The following is a 20,727-nucleotide window of genomic DNA, read 5'->3' as shown; positions in this document are numbered from 1 at the left end:
ACTACTATAACCGCTGAGTTCAAAAATTGCAACTCAGATTCACAAATTCTGTAAACTATAGTTGTCAAAGGCAGTATGATGAAAGAGTAAGGGCTATCTGGTTTGAGTTCTCTCATGAGTTCTCTCAAAGGACAGGATCTATGGAAGACTTTGGAAAATTGGTGCGCGATCGTCGCCGCCAGGAAAAACTGAGCCAGGAGGAACTGGCGCAGCAGGTTGGAATTTCTCGCAATTATCTGTCGCAGATTGAGCGGGGGCAGGCGACGAATCTGTCTTGGCAGGTGCGTGAGAAGATATCGGCGGTGTTGGGGCTGAAGGACACTGCGGAGGCGGGCGGAGAGGTGGAGGAGTCTTTGCCGCAGAGTTTATTGGAATTTGCCCAGGCTGCGCAGTTGCCGCCGGATGATGTGCAAATGTTGGCGAATTTGAAGTATCGAGGGCAACAGCCAACGACGCCGGAGAAGTGGGAGTTTCTCTATAATGTGATTAAGATGACGGTAGGGAAATGATGCGATCGCGGTTGTGATGAATGCTGAGGGGAATGGGATCACTAACGCAGCGATGAATGCTGTGATGATTTTGAGTGCGGTGCTCTGGAGTGGCGGCCCTTCGTTCCTAGACGGTTGTGGGGGGAGGGCGGGGCGGATCTACACGATCGCGGTGGAGGGCGGAAGGTGTTGCTGCTGAATGTCAATGTTTCTGGGTATTACGAAATTGCAATGTCTCGTAATACGGTTGACAGAACCTTCATTTATCCGTAGGCTTGTTTTCCATAGCTGATTACAACTGTGTTTTAACACCCCGTTGGTCGAAGATAGCCCGTCGGGTTATGAATCAGCTAGTTTCCCAAAAATTAAGGCGCTACCCAGCGTTGTTAGAGCAACAAAGGGTAGCTAAACCCCGAAGCTGGTTGAGTCAGCTAGGCGGTCTGACACGGATTGTAACATTCGATCGGGCCACCCTACTTGTCCTGCGCAAAAGGGTGGTCTTAATTTTTGGGGTTTCTTCCCGTCTCTACAATCAGGAGAAATCCCATGTTTATTGGTTTGGGTGATGCCGATCGTGCGATCGACGATGGGCATAGACCGTTTCGCTTTTATTTGTTTGGTACTCGCGAGGAAGTGCAGTCAGCGATTAACCAACTGCATGTTTTGCGTTTTAGCGACAGGGTGCGTTGGAGTCCGCCGATGCCTGTGCCGGGATCGGAGTGGCAGTACGTGAGCATGATGGAGCGAGATCGGAGAGATCCCTCCTAGCCCCCGCGCTACGCGCCGCTAACATTAGAAAAAAGGGGTTAACAAGAGTAAATACAACAAAATAGGAGGAAGACATTTAAAATCTGTACTTCTAATCTTTTTCCCCTAAATCCCCCTTAATAAGGGGGATTTAGGGGGATCGAATCTCCGCGATCGACGGATTAAACCTCACTTGCACCCGATCGGGCATCTCGCAAAACCATCAAAATCGTAGTCGCGATCGGGCTCGATCTCGTGTATGAATGCATTCTTAATCCCTGTGCTATTTAGTCAGACTTCTCAGATCGACCGTCTTCCTCCACAATCCAAAATCTAGAATCCTATCTTCTTAATGCTCACTAAACCAATTCAACTCGTAATCGCTTTCCAAGAACGATCGCGGCTTGTTCTAAGGTGTTGAGGGTTGCTGAAGTATTGGTTGGGTCGAGGAGTCGATCGAGAGCGGCACGACTGGTTTTCATTTTTTTTGCCATGTCGGTTTTGGTTAGGTTTTGTTCTTCCATAAGTTGTGTGATTTGGAAGGCAATTACCCGTTTCCATGCAATGCTTTCGACTTCTACTAGAATTCCTTCTTCTTCTAAAAAGTCATCAAAGCTACTACCGATATGTGGGTTCATCATTTGTGGTTCTCCAGATTAGCAATACGTTTGAGAGCAAGTTCTAAATCTTCCGGGGGTGTTTTTTGAGATTTTTTAATGAATCCGTGTAGGAGAATAATGTGATCTTGATCGATCGTGAATAGAGTTCGAGCAATTCGATCGGAAAGTACTGCCCATCAGTTACTCCAGCCAGTTTCTAAATGCTAGAACCCCATGGTTTTGCCTTCTGCTTCGATTTTTTCTAGGTCTTTGATTGCGCCGAGTTGGGTGAACAGTTGGTGGGCGGTGGTGTAGTGCTGGTGGGCGAGTTCGGGTTGATTTTTGGTGTGGTAGAGTTGGGTGAGATCCCAGTGGGTTTCTGCAATGCTGGCAATCATACCCAACTGTTGCATTTGCAAGAGGGCATCCTTTAGGAGCGTTTCAGCTTCATCGAGGTTGCCGCGTCCTAATTCATTTTCACCTAAACACCCCATTGAAGCTGCCATGCCTGCCCGATCACCCAATTCTTCGCACATCTGTTGGTATTGTCGAAAGAGTTGTTCAGCAGCGTCCCAGTTCCCGCGTTTGCGTTCGATATCACCGAGCACGCCCAAACTCAATGCCATACCCGCCCGATCTCCTAATTCTTCGTATATTTTTTGGTATTGTCGAAAGAGTTGTTCAGCAGTGTCCCAGTTCCCACGATAGCGTTCGATATCGCCCAGTTGCCCCCAACTTATTGCTATGCCTGCCCGATCTCCCAATTCTTCGCTCAGTTGTAAGGATTGTCGATAGAGTTGTTCAGCAGCATCCCAGTTCCCGCGTTTGCGTTCGATATCGCCCAGTTGCCCCCAGCTCGTTGTTATACCCTCCCGATCACCTAATTCTTCCCGTAATTGTAAGGATTGTCGATAGAGTTGTTCAGCAGCGTCCCAGTTACCACGGTTGCGTTCGATATCGCCTAAACAGCTCCAACTCGTTGCCATACCTGCCCGATCACCCAATTCTTCCTCAATTTGTAGGCATTGTCGATAGAGTTGTTCAGCAGCGTCCCAGTTACCGCGTTTGCATTCAATATCGCCCAGCACGCCAAGACATAGAGTTTCACCTGCCCGATTATTAGCGACTTGATGAAGTTGAATGGCACGATTGATAACAGTTTCCGCACTATCCCAATTCCCCCGATCCCGCTCCGTAAATCCTAAATTTTGGTAAAGACGTGCCAAAAGGGGAGACTTGGGATCGGATTGTAATAACACCTCTAATTCTTCCCACTGAGCAGCAGCTTTGCGACCGAGTTCCGATTGATCATTTTCTAAATTTGGCTTAATTAATTCAAGCGCTTCCCCCTCGAACTGCAAAGGCGCAACCTTAATCTCCTTGCCTTCCACCTTCTGAGTCACAAACTCAAACACTGAATTACCACGCCAACTCCAAAAATCAGGGGAAGTCGTCGCAATGCCATTGACCACTTTATTAGAAACCCAAATCACGATCGGACATTCAAACGATCGCAACGCCTCCCGCGTCCACTGCAACGAAAACAACAGTTGCTCTAAAGCCGATCTCTCCTCCCCCAGCCGCAAGTCCAATAGCTCCGTCGCCCCCAGCACAGACACGATCGCCCCAGCCCCCAGAACACCCCCCTGCTCCTGCAAGGCCAACAAACTTTGCTTCAAACTTGGCGATCGTTGAGCCAACTGCACCCGATAACACCGCAGCCCCTGGGCCTGTAACTCCGCCTCATACCGCCGAATCCAAGCATCCCGCTCCACCGGTCGATCGCACACCGCCAGCAGCAAATTCAACTTTCCATCACTCGCCTCGATCACCGTCACCAATCGAACAAACGTTCGGAGATTCGCCCGCTCTTGTTCCGCAGATAGTAAGGCACTCATGCTGAAATTACCTTCCGTCTGCGTAATAAATCCTGCACGATCGGATGGACATCATACCAAACATCCCCATTCTCATATTCCAACACCATTAATCCATGCAGCATTTCCACAAAGGATTCATCTTCTGTTCGATCGAGTGTGGAATAAACCTCCCCTAACAGGGAATATTTTGTCCCGATTTGTCGCGCAAAGTCATTTCGCAAATTACCGATCGCAGCATTTAAAATCTCATCATTAATCGTTATATCTGCCGATTGAGCAGGGTCAATCTTTAACTGAACCATTGCCTCCGTACAACACTCTCGTCCAATTCTGACCAATTCCCGCATCACTCCGCCACTCAACAAAACAATCTTCCTAGCGGTTTCTGGGGCCAGGAAGCCAACGGGGAATCGTTTCTGCAAAATTGACTCAAACAGTTTTAACGGCTTTTCAAAGGGAACTGCGGATGGATCATGGCAGTTATCCCGCGAAAAAAACTTGGCCACCGGGAACAAAACCGGACGCACAATTCCTTCAGAGTTCAATGCACCCATAATTCGAGGTTCCTGGGTCGCTGAAACTGGAATCGTAAAAATTATCTTAAAGCCCGGTGAAAATAACGACTTCAAATTATCGCGATAAATCGGCTCAATAATACTGGGATCCAGCTTATCTAAGTCATCAATAATCACCAGAACAGGCTTCTTCGTCTGGCCCTGAATCGTAGCAGCTAAGCGATCGAGTTGCCCCACTAACTCTGAAATCTTACGGGAATAGGTCTGCTCTAGTTCTTCCCGAAAACTCCGCTCTCGCTGCAATTTTAGCGTAATCAAATTAAAAATATCATCCCCACCTAAGCCAGACTCTTCTTTAAATTCAGTTTCTTGAGAAACGGTACGCTCTGTGGTCATCCATCCCAGTAAGGACTTCTGTAAATCAGATGCCACCGATAGCTTAATTTTTGTCGCCTGACTCAGCAGCATAATCGCGATCGAGTACAGAATATTGACATGACTGACATCCGACATCTCAATCAAATCTGAGATCGAAAATCGCACCACAAAATACTGGGATTGCATATCCACCGCAAATTGTTTTAGCAATGTCGATTTTCCACAGCCTCGATGCCCAGCAAACACCACTTTCCCTGCTTTACCTGAAGCCTCTACCTCACTCTCTAAGCGCACCAAAACCTCCCGCCCATACTCCACCCGAAACCGCTCGATCGCCTCTGGTTCCAGCAATGGAAAGAGATCCAAATTTCGGTAGGTAGATTGCAGGGTTTCCAACAAAGTTGAGGTCATAATGCACTATCTAAGCAAGATTCCCCCATTTTACACCCTTCTCACTGTGCTACGATGGCCCCGCGATCGTCCCCATGACTCTACCCTCCCACTCCCCCACCACTCCCCATCCCAAGTATCAAAATCTTCCAAACTTGCTTGAACTCCCCAGCCCCTTGCTAAAATTTCGGCAGACTATTACCACCCAACTACCGCTCTAAACCACCATGACCAACCCCTCTGCATCTTCCCCAGAAACCACCTCAGAAACCACCGTCGTCCCCTCAGCCCCCGCCGCCCCCCCCGAAGTGCCCAAAGACTACCGCGAGCAACTCAAGCAAGACTTCAAGCAGATGATGGGCACGATCGACCTCGACGAACTCCAAAAATACTACCTCACCGCCCGTTGGCTCGACCAAGTCCTCTGGATCGAAAGCCGCGCCTCCCAATCCCGCGACTGGCACTATCGCCTGCGCGTCACCGCCATCATCGGCAGCGTTCTCGTTCCCATTCTCGTTGGCATTAACCCCGGCCTAGAAGGTGGACAAAAAGATGCATGGCGTTATTTGACAACCGGAATTAGCGCTGTCGTCGCCGGAGCCACCGCGATCGAGCAATTTTTCAACTACGGCGAACGTTGGCGTAACTATCGTCGTGCTGCTGAAGAACTCAAAAGCCAAGGCTGGCAATACTTTGAACTCTGTGGCCCCTACAATAACACCACCCATCGCCAAGGCTTTTCCAAATTCCATGAAGCCGTAGAAGACATCATCCGCCGTGATGTCGCCATCTACTCCACCCAAGTCATCCAAGGCCAACAACCCGACGGACGCCCCGATCGCAAAGACAACAACGATTAACCCACGCCTCCAACCCTAACCCAAGGCTCTATCTCCCATCCTTCGCCAACGGAAGAAACACACTAAAAGTACTGCCTCGACCCACCTGGCTCGTCACCCGGATGGAACCCCGATGGTCTTGCGCGATCGCTTGGGCAATGGCCAGACCCAACCCAGACCCACCCGTCCGGCGCGATCTATCGGTTTCAACCCGATAAAATCGATCGAAAATTCGCGCCTGCTGGGCGATCGGAATACCAATGCCCGTATCCTTCACCTGAATCACCCCATAGCGATCCTGTTTACCAAGAATGACCGTCACCCTTCCCCCGGCATTGGTGTAATGAATCGCATTGACAATCAAATTCGTCAATAATCGATAAATCTTTTCCTCATCCCCTTGGATATGTAACATCTGCTGATTGGGCAACTCCGATCGTAGATCCACTTGGGATGCCACCGCCAACGCAGAATACTCTTCCACTAAATCATCGACTAAATCATTCAAACAACACCGTTGTAATTTCTTAGGCCACGCTTGCAGATCCATTTTGGATAGCAAAAGCAAATCCTGAACTAGTTGCGACAACCTCAAAGCTTGGCGTTCCACCGTTTGCAAAGTCGTCCTTGCATTCTCCTGTGTTAAATCAACATCCGCCAACGTCACCTCCACCGTACTGCACAAGGCCGCCAACGGCGTTCGCAACTCATGGGCAGCATCGGCAGTAAATTGCTGGATTTGTTGATAAGCCAGATAAACCGGGCGCATCGCCAACCCCGCCAACCACCAACTCGCCCCCCCAATTACCAACGTCGCGATCGGCAGTCCAACCAACAAAATCGTTTTAAGTGTCATTAAATGTTGGTTGTAGCCCGCCAGCGATCGGCCCACCTGCAAATAGCCCCAAGGCTGGCCCGTCGTGGTTTTCAGCAGAATAGCTGATTGATGTACCGAAGGATTCAGAAAATTGATCAGCGAAACGCGGGGATCGGAATTTTGGAGAGGAGACAACGCGAGATGATCCGGGGGTGCGGTGTAGATAGTCGCAACGACATGGGAGGATAACGTGATCAACCGCACGTAATAGGGTTCAGGTTGATCGCTGCCAAATACATGCAGATGGGAACTGCTACTGGAACCGGAGCAGGGCTGACCTGCTAAACACAGATCTGGCACAGTTTTGATCCCCGTTGATGGCAACTCTCCCGGCGTTTCCAAAACCGGTTGAATGCGATCGCGCAAACTCACTGCAATGGTTTGCAATTCACCATCGATCGCCTCAAAGTGACTACGCGCCATATGCACATAAACCATTGCCCCAAACACACTCAAAATCACTCCCATCACGCTGGCATACCAGGCTGCCAACTGCAAACGAGTTCGGTTGAACAATTGACTCTGATGCATGAAGAGAGATAATGGGGTTGAAGGGGAAATCGGCGGCTAGCAAGCAAAAATTGAAGGACTCTGGCAATCTTGGCTACAGCAATCTTGGCCACAGCAATTTTACCCCGGAGAACGGGCAATATTTAACCGATAGCCGAGTCCATGAACCGTTTCGATCGCGGAATCAACCCCTTGATCGGAAAATTTACGGCGTAGCAAGCGAATTTGCGCTGCAACCACATTACTGGAAGAATCGGAATTAATCGGCCACAATTGATTACGAATTTGATCGCTACTGACAATTTGATTGGCATGTTTCATTAAATACTCTAACAATTGAAACTCCTTCGCAGTCAGAAACAGGGTGAGCATCGTTTCTGTCGCGGCCACCTTCACCGTCGAAGTTCCATAGTCCAACGTCAGCTTCCCCACCTGTAAGCTTTGGGATTGCAACTGGGGCGATCGCCGTTGCAACGCCCGCAATCGCGCCAGCAGTTCCACCATGCCAAAGGGCTTGACTAAATAATCATCCGCCCCCGCATCCAACCCCGTCACCCGATCGGTCAAACTATCCCGTGCCGTCAGCATCAAAATTGGCAGCGCACTCTGCGTCTTGCGGAGCCGTTGGCAAATCTCAATGCCTGATAACCCCGGCAGCATCCAATCAATCACTGCGATCGTGTATTGCACTTCCGGCTGCATCAAGCACTCCCAAGCCTCCCTACCATCTTGCAGCCAATCGACAATATAGCGCTCCCGCGTCAGAGATTTCGCAATGGCGGTGCCCAGATCCGGTTCATCCTCCACGAGTAAAATTCTCATAACGCGATTACGCCTTAGTACGCCGTTTCCACAATAGACAAAGCACTTCCGATAGCATTGCCACTACCATCGCGATCGCAGCGGCCAACGATCCCGGTACCCCCCGATCGATCGCTACGATCGTAATCAGGAGCAATAACCCCGTACCAATCCAAGTCGCAAAATTCACCGATCCCGTGCGCCCTTCACTTACCAAAAAGCCCTGGGTTGCATTCTGCATTGCCACCAGCAAAGGCACGCCCGCACACACCAACAGCACTGGCTTAATGCGATCGGCCAAGGTGACATCATTGCCAATAAAGCTCCGAACAACTTGTTCGCCCACGGGTGTCACACTCATTAGCAGTAACAGCGCTGAACAGGCTCCCCCCACCGTCACCGCAAAGATCAACAACTGCCGATCGGCCACTTGGCGACGATATTTAATCACCATTTGCTGCACCATGCGGGTGGAATTGGCAATCACTAACACCAGCCCCCAGGCCGCAGACCAAGCCGCGATCGCCACGGTGGCATCCTGAGCCCGCGCCAACAGGCTAATCAGCATCGCCCGTCCACCCCAGACGACCAACATGGAATTCGCCAATGGAAAGTAAAATCGCCACACTGCTTTGAGGGTCTGGGGCAGTTGCGTTGCTGGTTGCGTTTCGGGCAGGCGATCGGGGGGCGGCAGCGTCGCGCCGGAACGGTAGGCAAACACCGTCACAACGATCGCCTCCACCAAGACACCCACCATCAAGGCCGAACCCGCGAGAAGCGCCCCGGACAGTTTGAGCCAAAAGCCGATTGCCATGATGGCAATCAGAGTCGTCAATCTTGCCACACTGGCCTGCGCGAGGGCTTGGGACTGGCCATGGTAAATGAGCAAGCCTTGAAAATAGCGCCGCCACGCGATCGCAAACGCCCATCCGCCCATCAGGAGCAACACCTGACTCACGGTCGCCAATAACTCGATCGGAATGCCTAAGACCGTTGGCCCCACCTGATTAAACACGATCGGCAACGCCAAAACCGTCAGCAAAAGGCTAAGACCACCGCCTGATAAACAGGTAAATCGCCAAAGAGCCCGCCGAGAAGCCGACGACCCCGCCAAGGCATTGGACGCATGCAAAATCATGATGATCGGACTTTCAAAAAACACCGCCAAGGATTTTGCTAACCCCACTGCGGCTAAGTTGAGTCGTGCTTCAGGCAAGTGGGCCAAGGTGGTCGTAATCACCGGATCGCCGCAGGCCATCGTCACATCACTCAGCGACAGGGGCAAAAATTCCCGCCATAGTTGGGCAAGGCTAATGTTTTGGGGTACCGGCGTGGCTGCCTGAGGCGATTCCTGGGGGGCTTCTGGAGGGATTTCCTGATGTGATTCCTGGGGCGGTTGAACCTCCTGGGACGGGATAGAAGAAGGCTGAGACATCTGCGATCGAGTCTGGTCTAACGTCACTGAGCTGCCCTCCGAACCAAGTCCAAGGGCACGGGTTGAAGATGATTAATCGCTTGCACGAGATCCTGATCCTGCAAAATAGTGAGATGGTGTTGTTTTAACCAATCCGCATCATAAACCGTTTCTAGGTAGCGATCGCCGCGATCGGGATTGAGTAACAGATAGGTTTGGGGTTGCGTAAACCGTTGGACATCCGCCAGCGCCGCCGCCACGATCGCCCCGGTCGAGGCCCCCAACAACATTCCTTCCCGCTGGGCCAGGGCATGGCAGACGGAAAACGCCAATGCATCGGATACGCTGTAGGCCGCGTCTAACACCTGGGGGTCATAGTTAGGCGGAATAAACGAAAGTCCCAGCCCCGTCATTTTGTAGGCATGGCGTGGAGTCCCCAGAATCGCCGATCCCGCCACATCAACGCCAATGATGCGGGTTTTGGGAGAGTGTTGTTTGAAATAGCGACTGATTCCCGTCAGTTGGCCCGCAGTGCTTACCCCAATCACGATCGCGTCTGGCCCCGTTGGAAAGGCAGCTGCAATTTCCTGGGCAGTCCAAATGCTGTGGGCTTCGACATTTTGCGGATTGGTGTGTTGAGCCGGATACCAGGCTCCCGGAATGGTGCGTTCCAGTTCCTGCGCCCTTTGCATCCGCGCAACCTGCATTGATCCATGGGCATCGGCGGCATCCAGCGGCACTTCCACCAACTCTGCACCATAGGCTTGCAACATCCGGCGAATGGTGGGTGAGGTTTTCGCATCAATCACAATCATGACGCGATAGCCGCGTGTGGCTCCCACGATCGCTAACCCGATGCCAAAATTCCCTGAACTGGATTCTACGATCGTTCCCCAGGGCGCAATTGTCCAGACTGTTCTGCTTGATGCACCAGGTAAGCAGCATTTTTTTCCTTAATGCTGCCCCCCGGATTACAGGATTCTAATTTCAGGTATAGGTCATGGTTGTGACAAGTTGGATGCAGGCGATTTAAGCGAACAATGGGAACTCGGCCTAAGGCATCGGTCACTGAAGCCGCTAGAGGCGCAGATACAAAAGGCGGAGAAGACAAGGCGGCGGAAAATGCAGATGCAGCCGCCACTGGCAAGCCTAACCCCGCGTCGAATCGATTTCCCGGTAGTGAACTGAGAGAAGCCATGATTGTTCAAAAGATTCAAAACTCTCTACAGTTACTAGGATGGCAACTCGAAATGAAATCAAGATGAAATCTTGACTAGGTCAGGATTGAATCACGATCGGGAATACTGCCTATTGGGAATACCAACGCTTACGCCATTGCTGCATTAGTTCAATCTCATTGGTTTGCCCCGACACGATCGCTTTAGCAAGTTTCTGCATTTCAGGCCGCTTTGATTTTTCGAGGACCTCTTGGGCCATCGTCACAGCTGCTTCATGGTGCACAATCATCGCATTGAGAAACCGTAGATCAAACTGTGGATCAGCCTTCCCCAAATCCATCGTCATTTTCATCCCATGAATTTGTTCCTGGGACATGGGCATAGAATGCTTCATTTCTCCATGCCACGCGATCGGGGCTTTGGGTGCTTTAGGATACCAATCGGCTCGCCACCGCTGCATTTGCTGAATTTCTGGATTTTGGGCCGCTATAATGCCCTGCGCTAGCTTCTTCAGTTCAGGCCGCTGGGATTTTGCTAACACTGCCTGCGCCATATCTACAGCCCCTTGGTGGTGGGGAATCATCGCATCGATAAACCGCAAATCAAACTCAGCATCCGCTGGCCCCAGATCCATCGAGTGCCCCATCATGGTGTGGGACATTGGCATCGGCGTCATCGTTACCGAGGGGGTTGAACTGGCAGAAACTTCGGATAACGTCGGCGGAGTAGACGGACAACCTGTCAGGCTAACTGTACTGACGATCGCGATCAAAAAAAGCTGAGGATTAATGGAAACTTGCATTCTCATGGGCCATTTATTGCTGAACAGACCGTCAGAACGGGTGATCTAGTAGATTCTCAGTGTGCCATACCTGTATGAAATCGGCATGAAATTTTCAAGGCGCTGTTCCAGTGGCTTATCTAAACCCTGAACCGGATTACAGCGATTTTTCAACATGGAGAAATCCGATCGCTCCTCTCTTCCGTATTCCTGAGCAATCAACAAAGTTCAAAAATTTTCCATGTCCCTTTAGCCAATTGCTCAACAGATCTATGCTGAACAATACCATGACAGTTGAGGAAGCTGAATTGCTGTATTCTCCTTTATCTACAGCATTTTTCTCCACAGATCCCCAGCTATCCCCCAATGCCACCAAAGCTTTGGGAGCTTTCCTCCAACTGATCCAAAATCCAGCGGAATTTAGTGCCATTTATGACCTCGATGAAGTACTACGCCAGCAACCCATTAGTGAAATCGCCTGCGCCTATCTCAAAGCCCAGCCCCCCATGGCAGCCCTCATCGAAACCCGCTATCTCCCTGCGCCACCGGATGTAGACCAATTACTCACCTATCCCAAAAATTCGCTGGGATATTGCTACGCCAAACACCTACGCGATCAACAATTCGAACCTGTTTTCTATCGCCAACGAGATGCCCAAGATGACATTAGTTACATCACCTTACGACGGAGCCAAACCCATGATATTCACCATGTAATTACAGGATTTGGTACTGATCTAGCAGGAGAAATTGGATTGCAAGCCTTTCAACTAGCCCAAATGCGATCGCCCCTTGCTATCGGCCTCATAACCAGCGCGATCGTCCATGCTTTAGCGCAACCGGATTTACTAACTGCCATCATGCAACAGATCACGATCGGCTGGGACATGGGATGTCAGGCCCAACCAGTATTTGCCCAAAAGTGGGAAGAGGCTTGGGAAAAGCCGGTGGAAGTTTGGCGGCAAGCACTCAACATTCGGGCACTGTAAATATTCAAGTACTGTAAATATTCAAGTACTGTAAATATTCAAGTACTGTAAATATTCAAGCACTGTGACACCTACCAGGGCAGTCGGCTCCCATCCCAAGAGAAAAATTCACCGCTGTCCTGTTCCGTTAACCGATCGATCACCCCCAGCAATTGCTGAACCGTTCGATCGACGGGAAAAAGTTTATCCGCTGGCACATTGCGCTGAAAGGGTTTCGACAACTCAGTATCCGTTGTACCGGGATGCAAAACCGTGACGATCGCGCGCGGCACCCGTCGTTTATATTCGATCGCCGTCGTCCGCATCAACATATTCAACGCTGCCTTAGACGCGCGATACCCGTACCATCCCCCCAGAAAATTATCGCCAATACTGCCCACCTTAGCGGAAATTGTTGCAAACACACTGCGGCGATCGTGCTTTAGCAAAGGCTGTAAGTGTTTGGCCAGCAACACCGCACCGATACTATTCACCTGAAAATATTGCATCAGTTGCTCGGCATTCAATTGCTGCAAACTTTTCTCGGGCTGTAAAGAACCTTGATGGAGCCAACCCACGCAGTTGATCACCAAATGTAAACTTTCTGTTTCTCGCTGAATGGTTTGCAGGGTTGTTGCAATCTCTGCTTCATTCGTCAAATCTAGGGATAAACAGATCAAACGCGGATCATTAATAGTTAAAAGCTCGGACTCAGGATCGCGATAGGTCGCATAGAGTCGATCGCAGCGATCGTGGGCTAATAAATGCTGGACAAAGCCCAAGCCAATGCCGCCACTTGCACCAACAATCAATACAGTTTGGGATGTAGCTTGGATCATCGATCGCTCTTTTGCTTCATAGCAGTGGTGTTGTCTGTCAGATTCTAATCACCCCCTCCTAGAAGTTGCAACTCACCCGCCCAAGTCTCCCCAGCGTTACCCTCCAGCGAAATCATTTCATAACAATCCCCATCACAAAGATTCGACCTCCCCGTCACGAGCACAGGAAGGCCGAACCTTTATAGTTGCGCTTAATTTAGTCTAACCTGTATAACCTCCTCTCAGACCGAGTTGGTAATTTTTAGGTCAATAACATCGAGAACGTTAGCTACAGAACTCCCTGAAACAGATCGCGTTCCATAAAGAGACTAACTAACCGATAGACTAACTAACCGATAAACTACAGTATCTAACAACGATCTAACAGAATTACGTTCCTCAAAATTTAGCGAGTTTGGTTAGAGATGCCCTAACGATGAACCTTCATGAAGGCATGAAAATTCGGGAAGTTAGAAGAGACATTGCTCTCAGTTGAATTGTGGAGGAATTACTGTGATCCAGTTGCGATACTGTCTAAACCCAAACTAGAAAAGTTCAATGTGGCGTCAGTAGCGATCGCCATTTATGAACATCAAACGTACAACTTGACAGAAAACAATACTCCGTATCCCTTTGCCACACTCTTTCCTCTAATAGGTTGAGCGTTCTAAGAGCTGGGCTGAACTAGCTGACATTGCAGCGTTAGGCTTTTAGGGATATTCAGCGCCGATTCTCTTTATGCAACAGAGGAGGAAATCGGGGAAATAGGTTCGAGTACTTTTGAGAAATGAGCCAAAATGCTCTTGCAGAGATTGATTTTGACCTCCTATTTAATTTGTGAAGTGAACGATTGGACTGTTTGGGCAGAAGCGATGGTGTGTTTGCTTCTTGATTACTAAGATAGCCCCAATTAGATGTGAATGGGAATACCAGGAACAAATGTTTACGATCGCACAAGTAAATACATCTGTTGAGTCTGCTGTTCACTAGCCACGATCAACCACGATCGGCGTCTTCTATATCTCCCTAATCCACGACGCATCGGACTATTTCAGACCCTGCGTTAGCTTTTCCAGGTGAACTTTCGATCGCTTTCCCTCAACTACAGGAAAAATCTCTGCACAGGAAAATTTAAAAGGATCCAGAATTGCAGAAGGTATTAGGATATTCGATGACTAATAATAAATAAAGGAGCCCCAGGCAGGATCCGCCGTCAATGTTGGTTCTCTTCTCCGGGATTAGTTTGAGTGCATCCCAGTTTGAGAAACTTGCCCTCTATCCCCCCAAACCTTTCTCCCAAAATAGGAGAAGGGGAGCCAGATTCAAAATTCAAAGTCCCTCTCCCAGTGCGGGGAGAAGCATTTAGGGTAAGGGTTGTAAAAGTGGGATACACCCTTAATTTGCGACATGATCTACAGAGATAATCTGCAAATCTCTACAACTAAAGAATCAAGGTGTCCCACTGCCAGTAGCCGAATTCAATGAATTTAGGTATAACTAACAAGATTTCCTACTCCAAAGCGTGTTAGCCCTGGAAGGAGATGCATTTTCAGTTAAAGTGCATCTTTAGGTAAAGTGCATCATGTAGAGTGCATCTCCAGTCCATTTTGACTCCTTTTAATCATGATCCAACTTCAAACTTGTGGTCGAACTCGTAGTCGAACTCTTTCTATCAGTCAAGCCACTGAGCAAACGATCGGGCCAGTCCATCCTCGAGTGCACTTTCAGATGGACTGCCCCACGGTTCAGGGTATGGGCAATCATCTACTCTTGCTCCCCAACGGCCCGATCGCGGCATACCAATCCTTCGATCTCAATCACAACTGAGGTTTTATTCCAGTGTCAAGGTGGCATAGAAGTCATACTTCACTGAAATTTGACTCCGGGAGTGATCGTTAGCCGAAATCTTCTTTTTTCTAAGTTATATAAGTATTTGCATAGAATAATTAGGCATGTGACAAATACTACGTTCGATCGGATTGTCCTGAAAGCTATGCGCCGGGACGCAATTTAGTAGTATGATCCAGCCCTGTCTACGTTCCCGGTCGCGATCGATCAGCGATCGTGTGTTGAGTTCTGGTAATTCTGAATGTTTAATCTTCGTCGTCGCACTTCTCCGTCCTATTCCAGTTCTTACTACGGTTCCCGTAAGAAGAAACAGCGCATTCCCAAGTTGTGGATTATCGCAGCAATTCCCTTAGGCATCTTGGGTCTTGAAATTCTTCTGCGGGTGGGAACGGGCATCCTCGGCAAAAGCAATGAACTGACAGCCTACGTGGGGGAGCCAGAGATTGCCGCAGACTATCACCTCAAACCCCTTAATCAAGCAGGCCAACCTATGCAAGGGATTTCTGGCCATGGGAGCTTAGCCATTCAAGAGACCCCCCTCACAGGATTCAAGCTGGTCGGCAACCAGAAAAATAATGCAGTTCAAATTAACGCCCAAGGGTTTCGTAGCAGAGAAGCCGTTAATTGGTCTAAACCTAAAAATGAAGTCCGCATTTTTGTTCTAGGAGGATCATCCGCCTTTGGACAGTTCAATAGCAGCAATCAAGCAACCTTTTCTACGCTGCTAGAAACTCGGCTGAATCAGCAAGTCCAGGAACAAAAGAGCAATACCAAGAAATTCCGTCCAGACATCCTGCCATACTATGCGGACGAATTGGAAAAGGCCCTCAAGTTACCCCCCAAAATTCGGGATGGACAGTATCGTGTGATTAATGCCGCCGTTCCGGGTTATGCCTCGGGGAATACCTTGACGCAAGTGGCTTCGCATATTTTGGCCTATCAGCCGGATGTGCTAGTGGTGATGGATGGCTACAGTGATTTATTGCTGTCCAGTCGGAAGGATGCCGCTAGCATTGAAGTGACCGATCAACTGTTATCCAACGCCACTGGACATTTCATAGCGAGCTTGTCCCAAGGAATAGGAGACTTCTTCTCCAGTCTCTACTTGGTCAAAACTGTTCAGTATTGGATCCTAAAGCCCAAGGCATCGATCGAACAGTTGGTTGATCCGCTGTCCAGTTCCAATCAGAGCTTGGCCGATCGGTTGGCGAGCCAGCCGGAGGAACTCAATCGTCGGGTCGATCGCTATGGAAGATATTTGCTGCAACTGGCCCGTCTATCCAGTGCATCTAAAGCGTCCCTTGTGATTGCATTACAGCCGGAGGTTAGCCAACGGCAGAATCTCACTGCGAAGGAAAAACAACTGGTTGAACAATTGGGAACCGCCTATCAGCAGCGGGTACAAACGGGGTATCAACGGCTCCAGCAGACGGTTGAGCAGGTCAATAAACAGTCTTCGGGGGTGACCACCGTTAAATTACAAGATGCCCTCAATCAGTTCCAGGGTGATGCATTTCAGGATCCGATTCACCTAACGGATGCAGCAAACCAAACCATCGCCGATCGCCTCTATGACACGATCGTGACGCAACTACAGGTGCAACCTAAACCCTTTACTGGGGGGCAACCCTAGGCAAAATTATCCAGGTCAACCATCAAGCAAGTCATCAGCCGCAGCCGCAATCTAGGGGTTAGATTGCTACGATCGAAGATTAATTCGGGCGCTTGATTGACCCTAACAATATAATGGGTTCTCGGTAACGGATTACTCGATATCTCCATGCCTAAATCTGCGAAGTCCCAAACGAATAATGGTGCCAGTCTTGGCTATGAGGCTGATCTCTTTAAGGCGGCAGACAAGTTACGGGGCAATATGGAGCCGTCGGATTATAAGCACGTTGCCTTGGGGCTGATCTTTCTTAAGCACATCTCCGATCGTTTTGAGGCCAAGCGTCGGGAGCTGGAGGAAGAATACCCGGACGGGCTGGAAGATCCGGATGAGTACACGGCGGAGAATGTGTTTTGGGTGCCCCAGGCGGCGCGGTGGTCGCATCTGCAAGCCAACGCTAAGCAACCGACGATCGGCAAGCTGATTGATGAGGCAATGTTGGCGATCGAGAAGGAGAATGCGTCGCTCAAGGGGGTGTTGCCGAAGGAATACGCCCGTCCCGCGTTGAATGCGGTGATGCTGGGGGAGTTGATCGACCTGATTTCTAACATTGCGTTGGGAGAGGCGCAGGATGCCGCCAGGGATGTGTTGGGGCGGGTGTATGAGTATTTTCTGGGTCAGTTTGCCGGATCGGAGGGGAAGCGGGGGGGCGAGTTTTATACGCCGCGATCGGTGGTGCAGGTGATGGTGGAAATGCTGCAACCCTATCAGGGCCGGGTGTATGACCCCTGTTGCGGTTCTGGGGGGATGTTTGTGCAGTCGGAGAAGTTTGTTGCAGACCACCAGGGACGAATTGGCGATATTGCAATCTATGGCCAGGAGAGCAACTACACCACCTGGCGGCTGTGCAAGATGAATTTGGCTGTGCGGGGGATTGATTCGGATATTCGCTGGAATTCGGAGGGGTCGTTTCACAAGAATGAGTTGCCGGATTTGCGGGCGAATTTTATTCTGGCGAATCCGCCGTTTAATATTTCGGATTGGGGCGGGGACAGGCTGCGGGAGGATGGCCGCTGGAGGTTTGGGATTCCGCCGGTGGGTAATGCGAACTATGCCTGGTTGCAGCATATCTGGCATCATCTGGCTCCGACGGGGACTGCGGGGGTAGTGTTGGCGAATGGGTCGATGTCGTCTCAGCAGAGCGGCGAGGGGGAGATCCGCAAGGCCATGATTGAGGGGGATGCGATCGACTGCATGATTGCGTTGCCGGGGCAGTTGTTTTATTCGACGCAGATTCCGGCTTGTTTGTGGTTTTTGGCGAAGGATAAGTCGAATGGGGTTGCGCGGGATAAGAAGCTGAGGGACCGCCGAGGGGAGATTCTGTTTATTGATGCCCGGAAGTTGGGCTATATGGTGGACAGGACGCGGCGGGAGTTTAGCGATGAGGATGTGGCGCAGGTTGCCGAGACGTATCATTGCTGGCGCGAGGGGAGCGGCTATGAGGATGTGCCGGGATTTTGTAAGTCGGCGACTTTGGAGGAGATCCGGGGGCATAACTATGTGCTGACGCCGGGGCGATATGTGGGGGCTGCTGCGGCTGAGGAAGATGATGTGCCGTTTGAAGAGCGGATGGCGGAACTGACGGCGAAACTGGCGGAACAGTTCAAGGAGTCGGCGCGGTTGGAGGCGGCAATTCGGGAGAATTTGGGAGGATTGGGCTATGACTTCTAATGCAGATGAAAATTTGGCAGCGCCGCCACCAGCAGGGCAAATTCTGATTTATCAGGATGGGGGGCTGAATTTGCAGGTGCGGCTGGATGGACAGACGGTATGGCTGACACAACGTCTGATGGCTGACTTGTACCAAGTCTCTGTCCCAACTGTTAATGAGCATCTGGCAAACATTTACAGCGAGGGGGAACTGTCCTCTGAGGCAACTATTAGGAAATTCCGAATAGTTCAAACCGAAGGTAATCGTCAAGTTACACGAAACCTTGACCACTACAGTCTAGAGGCGATCTTGGCGGTGGGGATGCGGGTGAGGTCGGCGCGGGGGACGGCGTTTCGGCAATGGGCGATCGCACGCTTAGGGGAACTCCTGGTGAAGGGTTTCACGATGGATGATGAACGCTTGAAAGCGGGGCGGACGCTGGGGGATGACTATTTCGAGGAGCTGCTGGCGCGGATTCGGGATATTCGATCGTCGGAGCGGTTGTTTTACCAAAAGGTGTTGGATATTTACGCCACCAGCATTGACTATGACGGGAAGGCGGAGACATCGCAGCTATTTTTTAAGACGGTGCAAAACAAGATGCACTGGGCGGCGCATGGTCACACGGCGGCGGAAATTATTGCAGAGCGGGCGGATGCCAGCCAACCCAATATGGGCTTAATGTCTTGGGGAAACTCACCCCACGGCGCGATTCGTAAGAAGGATGTGAGTATTGCTAAGAATTATTTGAATGGGGAAGAGTTGGAGGCGTTGAATCGGATTGTGACGGCGTATCTGGAGTTTGCGGAGTTGCAAGCTCTCAATAAACAACCGATGCATATGAGCGATTGGATCGCTAAGCTGGATGATTTTTTGAAGTTATCGGATCGGGAGATTTTGACCCATGCGGGCAAGATTTCGGCAGAGGTGGCGAAGCTGAGGGCGGAAGGGGAATATGAAAAGTTCCACACAGCGCAATTGGCAAAGCCCCAACCTGTGGATCGAGAGTTTGGTAAAGCGATCGGACAGATTAAAGAAATTGAGACGCAAACAAAACTGAGAACGACCCGTAAGAAAAAAAGTGCTGATTCAGGAGAAGTTGGGCGAGGTGACGATCGATGAGTGAGTGGAAAGATACGACCTTAGGCAATGTAATTGAACTGAAGCGTGGCTACGATCTACCCCAACAGAGAAGACGAAATGGCTCATTCCCCATAGTTTCTTCTTCCGGCATCACTGATTTTCACTGTGAGCCGATGGTCAAGAGTCCAGGTGTAGTAACTGGCCGATACGGAACGTTAGGGGAAGTTTACTACATCACAGATGATTTCTGGCCTCTAAACACTACTTTATATGTAAAAGATTTCAAAGGTAATCATCCTAGATTTATTGCCTATTTTCTAAAATCCTTAGATTTTTCTGCTTACTCTGATAAGGCGGCTGTTCCAGGACTAAATAGAAATCATTTACATACTGCCCAAATTAAGTTCCCGCCGACACTTTACGAACAAAAAGCGATCGCATCTATCCTCTCTTCCCTCGACAACAAAATCGAACTGAATCGGCGGATGAACGAAACCCTGGAGGCAATGGCTAGGGCGATCTTCAAGGATTGGTTTGTGGACTTTGGCCCCACCCGCGCTAAACAGGAGGGACGTGCTGCCTATCTGCCGGAGTCGTTGTGGTCGCTGTTTCCAGACGCGATCGATGAGGAGACAGACTTACCGGAGGGGTGGGAGATTAAAAAATTGGGGGATTTTATAGAAATAAAGCATGGTTATGCATTTAAAGGAGAATTTTTTAGAACAGAACCACCCGGAGATATTCTACTTACACCAGGTAATTTTGCCATTGGAGGTGGTTTTAAAGCAGATAAATTTAAATATTATCTTGGAGAAATCCCAGATGATTACATCTTGGAGCATAACGACCTATTGATAACAATGACTGACTTAAGCAAAGCTGGTGATACTCTTGGGTATCCTGCTTTGATTCCAAAAGCTTCAAAGTATAAATATTTACATAACCAGCGTCTAGGAAAAGTTATTTTCCTGCCTCAAAGTCTAATTAGCAAAATGTACTTATACTACTTGCTTAAAACTGATAGTTATCGTTGTGAAGTGCTTGCAAGTGCATCCGGTACATCTGTTAAACACACATCACCTAAAAAAGTTCAAGCCTACAGCTTTCCCTGTCCTCCTCATACTCTTCTACAAAAATTTGAAGAATATGTTGCTTCTTTTCAAGAATTTTTAGATACAAATAGTCAACAAAATTTAATCTTATCTGAAACCCGCGATCGCCTCTTGCCTAAGCTCATGTCCGGCGAAATTCGGGTCAAAGACGCTGAGAAAATCATAGAAAAAATTTAGTAAC

Annotated in this window: 20 protein-coding genes; 9 read left to right on the top strand and 11 right to left on the bottom strand. The window is 49.7% G+C overall.

Annotated elements, in window-relative coordinates; translation table 11 throughout:
- Nucleotides 1-140: 140 nt before the first annotated feature.
- Nucleotides 141-509, top strand: a complete 369-nt coding sequence (locus ACN4EG_RS14305; protein ID WP_431630372.1) for a helix-turn-helix domain-containing protein — start codon at nucleotides 141-143, stop codon at nucleotides 507-509.
- Between the two features lie 525 nt (nucleotides 510-1,034).
- Nucleotides 1,035-1,256: a hypothetical protein gene (locus tag ACN4EG_RS14300; protein WP_431630369.1), complete on the top strand. Its 222-nt coding sequence runs from the start codon at nucleotides 1,035-1,037 to the stop codon at nucleotides 1,254-1,256.
- Nucleotides 1,257-1,594: 338 nt separating this feature from the next.
- Here the strand turns inward: ACN4EG_RS14300 and ACN4EG_RS14295 are convergent, their stop codons facing one another.
- The 4 genes from ACN4EG_RS14295 to ACN4EG_RS14280 are packed head-to-tail and all read right to left on the bottom strand — an operon-like array spanning nucleotide 1,595 to nucleotide 5,018.
- A complete protein-coding gene (locus tag ACN4EG_RS14295) occupies nucleotides 1,595-1,876 on the bottom strand; it encodes a helix-turn-helix domain-containing protein (protein WP_431630368.1) in 282 nt (93 codons plus the stop codon).
- On the bottom strand, nucleotides 1,873-2,010 hold the full coding sequence (locus ACN4EG_RS14290; RefSeq protein WP_431630388.1) for a type II toxin-antitoxin system RelE/ParE family toxin: 138 nt from the start codon (nucleotides 2,008-2,010) through the stop codon (nucleotides 1,873-1,875). Before ACN4EG_RS14290 ends, ACN4EG_RS14295 begins: the two co-directional genes overlap by 4 nt.
- Before the next feature lie 48 nt (nucleotides 2,011-2,058).
- Nucleotides 2,059-3,732, bottom strand: a complete 1,674-nt coding sequence (locus ACN4EG_RS14285) for a tetratricopeptide repeat protein (RefSeq protein WP_431630367.1) — start codon at nucleotides 3,730-3,732, stop codon at nucleotides 2,059-2,061.
- On the bottom strand, nucleotides 3,729-5,018 hold the full coding sequence (locus ACN4EG_RS14280) for a P-loop NTPase fold protein (protein ID WP_431630366.1): 1,290 nt from the start codon (nucleotides 5,016-5,018) through the stop codon (nucleotides 3,729-3,731). Before ACN4EG_RS14280 ends, ACN4EG_RS14285 begins: the two co-directional genes overlap by 4 nt.
- Before the next feature lie 206 nt (nucleotides 5,019-5,224).
- Between ACN4EG_RS14280 and ACN4EG_RS14275 the strand changes: the two genes are divergently transcribed.
- On the top strand, nucleotides 5,225-5,857 hold the full coding sequence (locus ACN4EG_RS14275; RefSeq protein ID WP_431630365.1) for a DUF4231 domain-containing protein: 633 nt from the start codon (nucleotides 5,225-5,227) through the stop codon (nucleotides 5,855-5,857).
- Nucleotides 5,858-5,885: 28 nt separating this feature from the next.
- On the opposite strand, the gene rppB is transcribed toward ACN4EG_RS14275, so the two are convergent.
- The 6 genes from rppB to ACN4EG_RS14245 form a co-directional block, all read right to left on the bottom strand.
- Nucleotides 5,886-7,244 carry a two-component system sensor histidine kinase RppB gene (gene rppB / locus ACN4EG_RS14270; protein WP_431630363.1) on the bottom strand — a complete coding sequence of 453 codons (1,359 nt, stop codon included), beginning with the start codon at nucleotides 7,242-7,244 and terminating at the stop codon, nucleotides 5,886-5,888.
- Between the two features lie 99 nt (nucleotides 7,245-7,343).
- Nucleotides 7,344-8,045: a two-component system response regulator RppA gene (rppA, locus tag ACN4EG_RS14265; protein WP_431630362.1), complete on the bottom strand. Its 702-nt coding sequence runs from the start codon at nucleotides 8,043-8,045 to the stop codon at nucleotides 7,344-7,346.
- A gap of 7 nt (nucleotides 8,046-8,052) precedes the next feature.
- Entirely contained in the window at nucleotides 8,053-9,486 is a 1,434-nt protein-coding gene (locus tag ACN4EG_RS14260) for a hypothetical protein (RefSeq protein WP_431630361.1), read from the bottom strand.
- Nucleotides 9,483-10,280, bottom strand: a complete 798-nt coding sequence (locus ACN4EG_RS14255; protein ID WP_431630360.1) for a cysteine synthase family protein — start codon at nucleotides 10,278-10,280, stop codon at nucleotides 9,483-9,485. The genes ACN4EG_RS14260 and ACN4EG_RS14255 overlap by 4 nt, the downstream gene beginning before the upstream one ends.
- 38 nt (nucleotides 10,281-10,318) lie before the next feature.
- Nucleotides 10,319-10,636: a pyridoxal-phosphate dependent enzyme gene (locus ACN4EG_RS14250; protein WP_431630359.1), complete on the bottom strand. Its 318-nt coding sequence runs from the start codon at nucleotides 10,634-10,636 to the stop codon at nucleotides 10,319-10,321.
- 110 nt (nucleotides 10,637-10,746) lie between these two features.
- On the bottom strand, nucleotides 10,747-11,424 hold the full coding sequence (locus tag ACN4EG_RS14245; RefSeq protein ID WP_431630357.1) for a DUF305 domain-containing protein: 678 nt from the start codon (nucleotides 11,422-11,424) through the stop codon (nucleotides 10,747-10,749).
- A gap of 245 nt (nucleotides 11,425-11,669) precedes the next feature.
- Between ACN4EG_RS14245 and ACN4EG_RS14240 the strand changes: the two genes are divergently transcribed.
- Entirely contained in the window at nucleotides 11,670-12,386 is a 717-nt protein-coding gene (locus ACN4EG_RS14240) for a Coq4 family protein (RefSeq protein ID WP_431630355.1), read from the top strand.
- Between the two features lie 71 nt (nucleotides 12,387-12,457).
- Here the strand turns inward: ACN4EG_RS14240 and ACN4EG_RS14235 are convergent, their stop codons facing one another.
- Entirely contained in the window at nucleotides 12,458-13,204 is a 747-nt protein-coding gene (locus ACN4EG_RS14235; RefSeq protein ID WP_431630354.1) for an SDR family NAD(P)-dependent oxidoreductase, read from the bottom strand.
- 1,602 nt (nucleotides 13,205-14,806) lie between these two features.
- On the opposite strand from ACN4EG_RS14235, the gene ACN4EG_RS14230 reads away from it, so the two are divergent.
- From ACN4EG_RS14230 to ACN4EG_RS14210, 5 genes are all read left to right on the top strand, one after another.
- Entirely contained in the window at nucleotides 14,807-15,010 is a 204-nt protein-coding gene (locus tag ACN4EG_RS14230; RefSeq protein ID WP_431630353.1) for a hypothetical protein, read from the top strand.
- A gap of 262 nt (nucleotides 15,011-15,272) precedes the next feature.
- Complete coding sequence (locus tag ACN4EG_RS14225) at nucleotides 15,273-16,664, top strand: SGNH/GDSL hydrolase family protein (RefSeq protein ID WP_431630352.1); 1,392 nt, start codon at nucleotides 15,273-15,275, stop codon at nucleotides 16,662-16,664.
- A gap of 147 nt (nucleotides 16,665-16,811) precedes the next feature.
- Nucleotides 16,812-18,371: a class I SAM-dependent DNA methyltransferase gene (locus ACN4EG_RS14220; protein ID WP_431630350.1), complete on the top strand. Its 1,560-nt coding sequence runs from the start codon at nucleotides 16,812-16,814 to the stop codon at nucleotides 18,369-18,371.
- Nucleotides 18,361-19,473 carry a virulence RhuM family protein gene (locus ACN4EG_RS14215; protein ID WP_431630348.1) on the top strand — a complete coding sequence of 371 codons (1,113 nt, stop codon included), beginning with the start codon at nucleotides 18,361-18,363 and terminating at the stop codon, nucleotides 19,471-19,473. The genes ACN4EG_RS14220 and ACN4EG_RS14215 overlap by 11 nt, the downstream gene beginning before the upstream one ends.
- Nucleotides 19,470-20,723 carry a restriction endonuclease subunit S gene (locus tag ACN4EG_RS14210; RefSeq protein ID WP_431630346.1) on the top strand — a complete coding sequence of 418 codons (1,254 nt, stop codon included), beginning with the start codon at nucleotides 19,470-19,472 and terminating at the stop codon, nucleotides 20,721-20,723. The genes ACN4EG_RS14215 and ACN4EG_RS14210 overlap by 4 nt, the downstream gene beginning before the upstream one ends.
- The last annotated feature ends 4 nt before the right edge of the window (nucleotides 20,724-20,727 follow it).

Source organism: Alkalinema pantanalense CENA528 (genome assembly GCF_050753345.1).
GTDB lineage: Bacteria > Cyanobacteriota > Cyanobacteriia > Leptolyngbyales > Leptolyngbyaceae > Alkalinema > Alkalinema pantanalense.
This window is presented reverse-complemented; position numbering and strand designations above follow the sequence as displayed.

Bases quoted from the DNA above. Each gene is read 5' to 3' on its own strand.
- ACN4EG_RS14280 (WP_431630366.1), bottom strand. From the start codon at position 5,018: ATGACCTCAACTTTGTTGGAAACCCTGCAATCTACCTACCGAAATTTG.
- ACN4EG_RS14305 (WP_431630372.1), top strand. From the start codon at position 141: ATGGAAGACTTTGGAAAATTGGTGCGCGATCGTCGCCGCCAGGAAAAA.
- ACN4EG_RS14245 (WP_431630357.1), bottom strand. From the start codon at position 11,424: ATGAGAATGCAAGTTTCCATTAATCCTCAGCTTTTTTTGATCGCGATC.
- ACN4EG_RS14215 (WP_431630348.1), top strand. From the start codon at position 18,361: ATGACTTCTAATGCAGATGAAAATTTGGCAGCGCCGCCACCAGCAGGG.
- ACN4EG_RS14250 (WP_431630359.1), bottom strand. From the start codon at position 10,636: ATGGCTTCTCTCAGTTCACTACCGGGAAATCGATTCGACGCGGGGTTA.
- rppA (WP_431630362.1), bottom strand. From the start codon at position 8,045: ATGAGAATTTTACTCGTGGAGGATGAACCGGATCTGGGCACCGCCATT.
- ACN4EG_RS14220 (WP_431630350.1), top strand. From the start codon at position 16,812: ATGCCTAAATCTGCGAAGTCCCAAACGAATAATGGTGCCAGTCTTGGC.
- rppB (WP_431630363.1), bottom strand. From the start codon at position 7,244: ATGCATCAGAGTCAATTGTTCAACCGAACTCGTTTGCAGTTGGCAGCC.
- ACN4EG_RS14230 (WP_431630353.1), top strand. From the start codon at position 14,807: ATGATCCAACTTCAAACTTGTGGTCGAACTCGTAGTCGAACTCTTTCT.
- ACN4EG_RS14295 (WP_431630368.1), bottom strand. From the start codon at position 1,876: ATGATGAACCCACATATCGGTAGTAGCTTTGATGACTTTTTAGAAGAA.
- ACN4EG_RS14235 (WP_431630354.1), bottom strand. From the start codon at position 13,204: ATGATCCAAGCTACATCCCAAACTGTATTGATTGTTGGTGCAAGTGGC.
- ACN4EG_RS14225 (WP_431630352.1), top strand. From the start codon at position 15,273: ATGTTTAATCTTCGTCGTCGCACTTCTCCGTCCTATTCCAGTTCTTAC.
- ACN4EG_RS14210 (WP_431630346.1), top strand. From the start codon at position 19,470: ATGAGTGAGTGGAAAGATACGACCTTAGGCAATGTAATTGAACTGAAG.
- ACN4EG_RS14285 (WP_431630367.1), bottom strand. From the start codon at position 3,732: ATGAGTGCCTTACTATCTGCGGAACAAGAGCGGGCGAATCTCCGAACG.
- ACN4EG_RS14275 (WP_431630365.1), top strand. From the start codon at position 5,225: ATGACCAACCCCTCTGCATCTTCCCCAGAAACCACCTCAGAAACCACC.
- ACN4EG_RS14300 (WP_431630369.1), top strand. From the start codon at position 1,035: ATGTTTATTGGTTTGGGTGATGCCGATCGTGCGATCGACGATGGGCAT.
- ACN4EG_RS14240 (WP_431630355.1), top strand. From the start codon at position 11,670: ATGCTGAACAATACCATGACAGTTGAGGAAGCTGAATTGCTGTATTCT.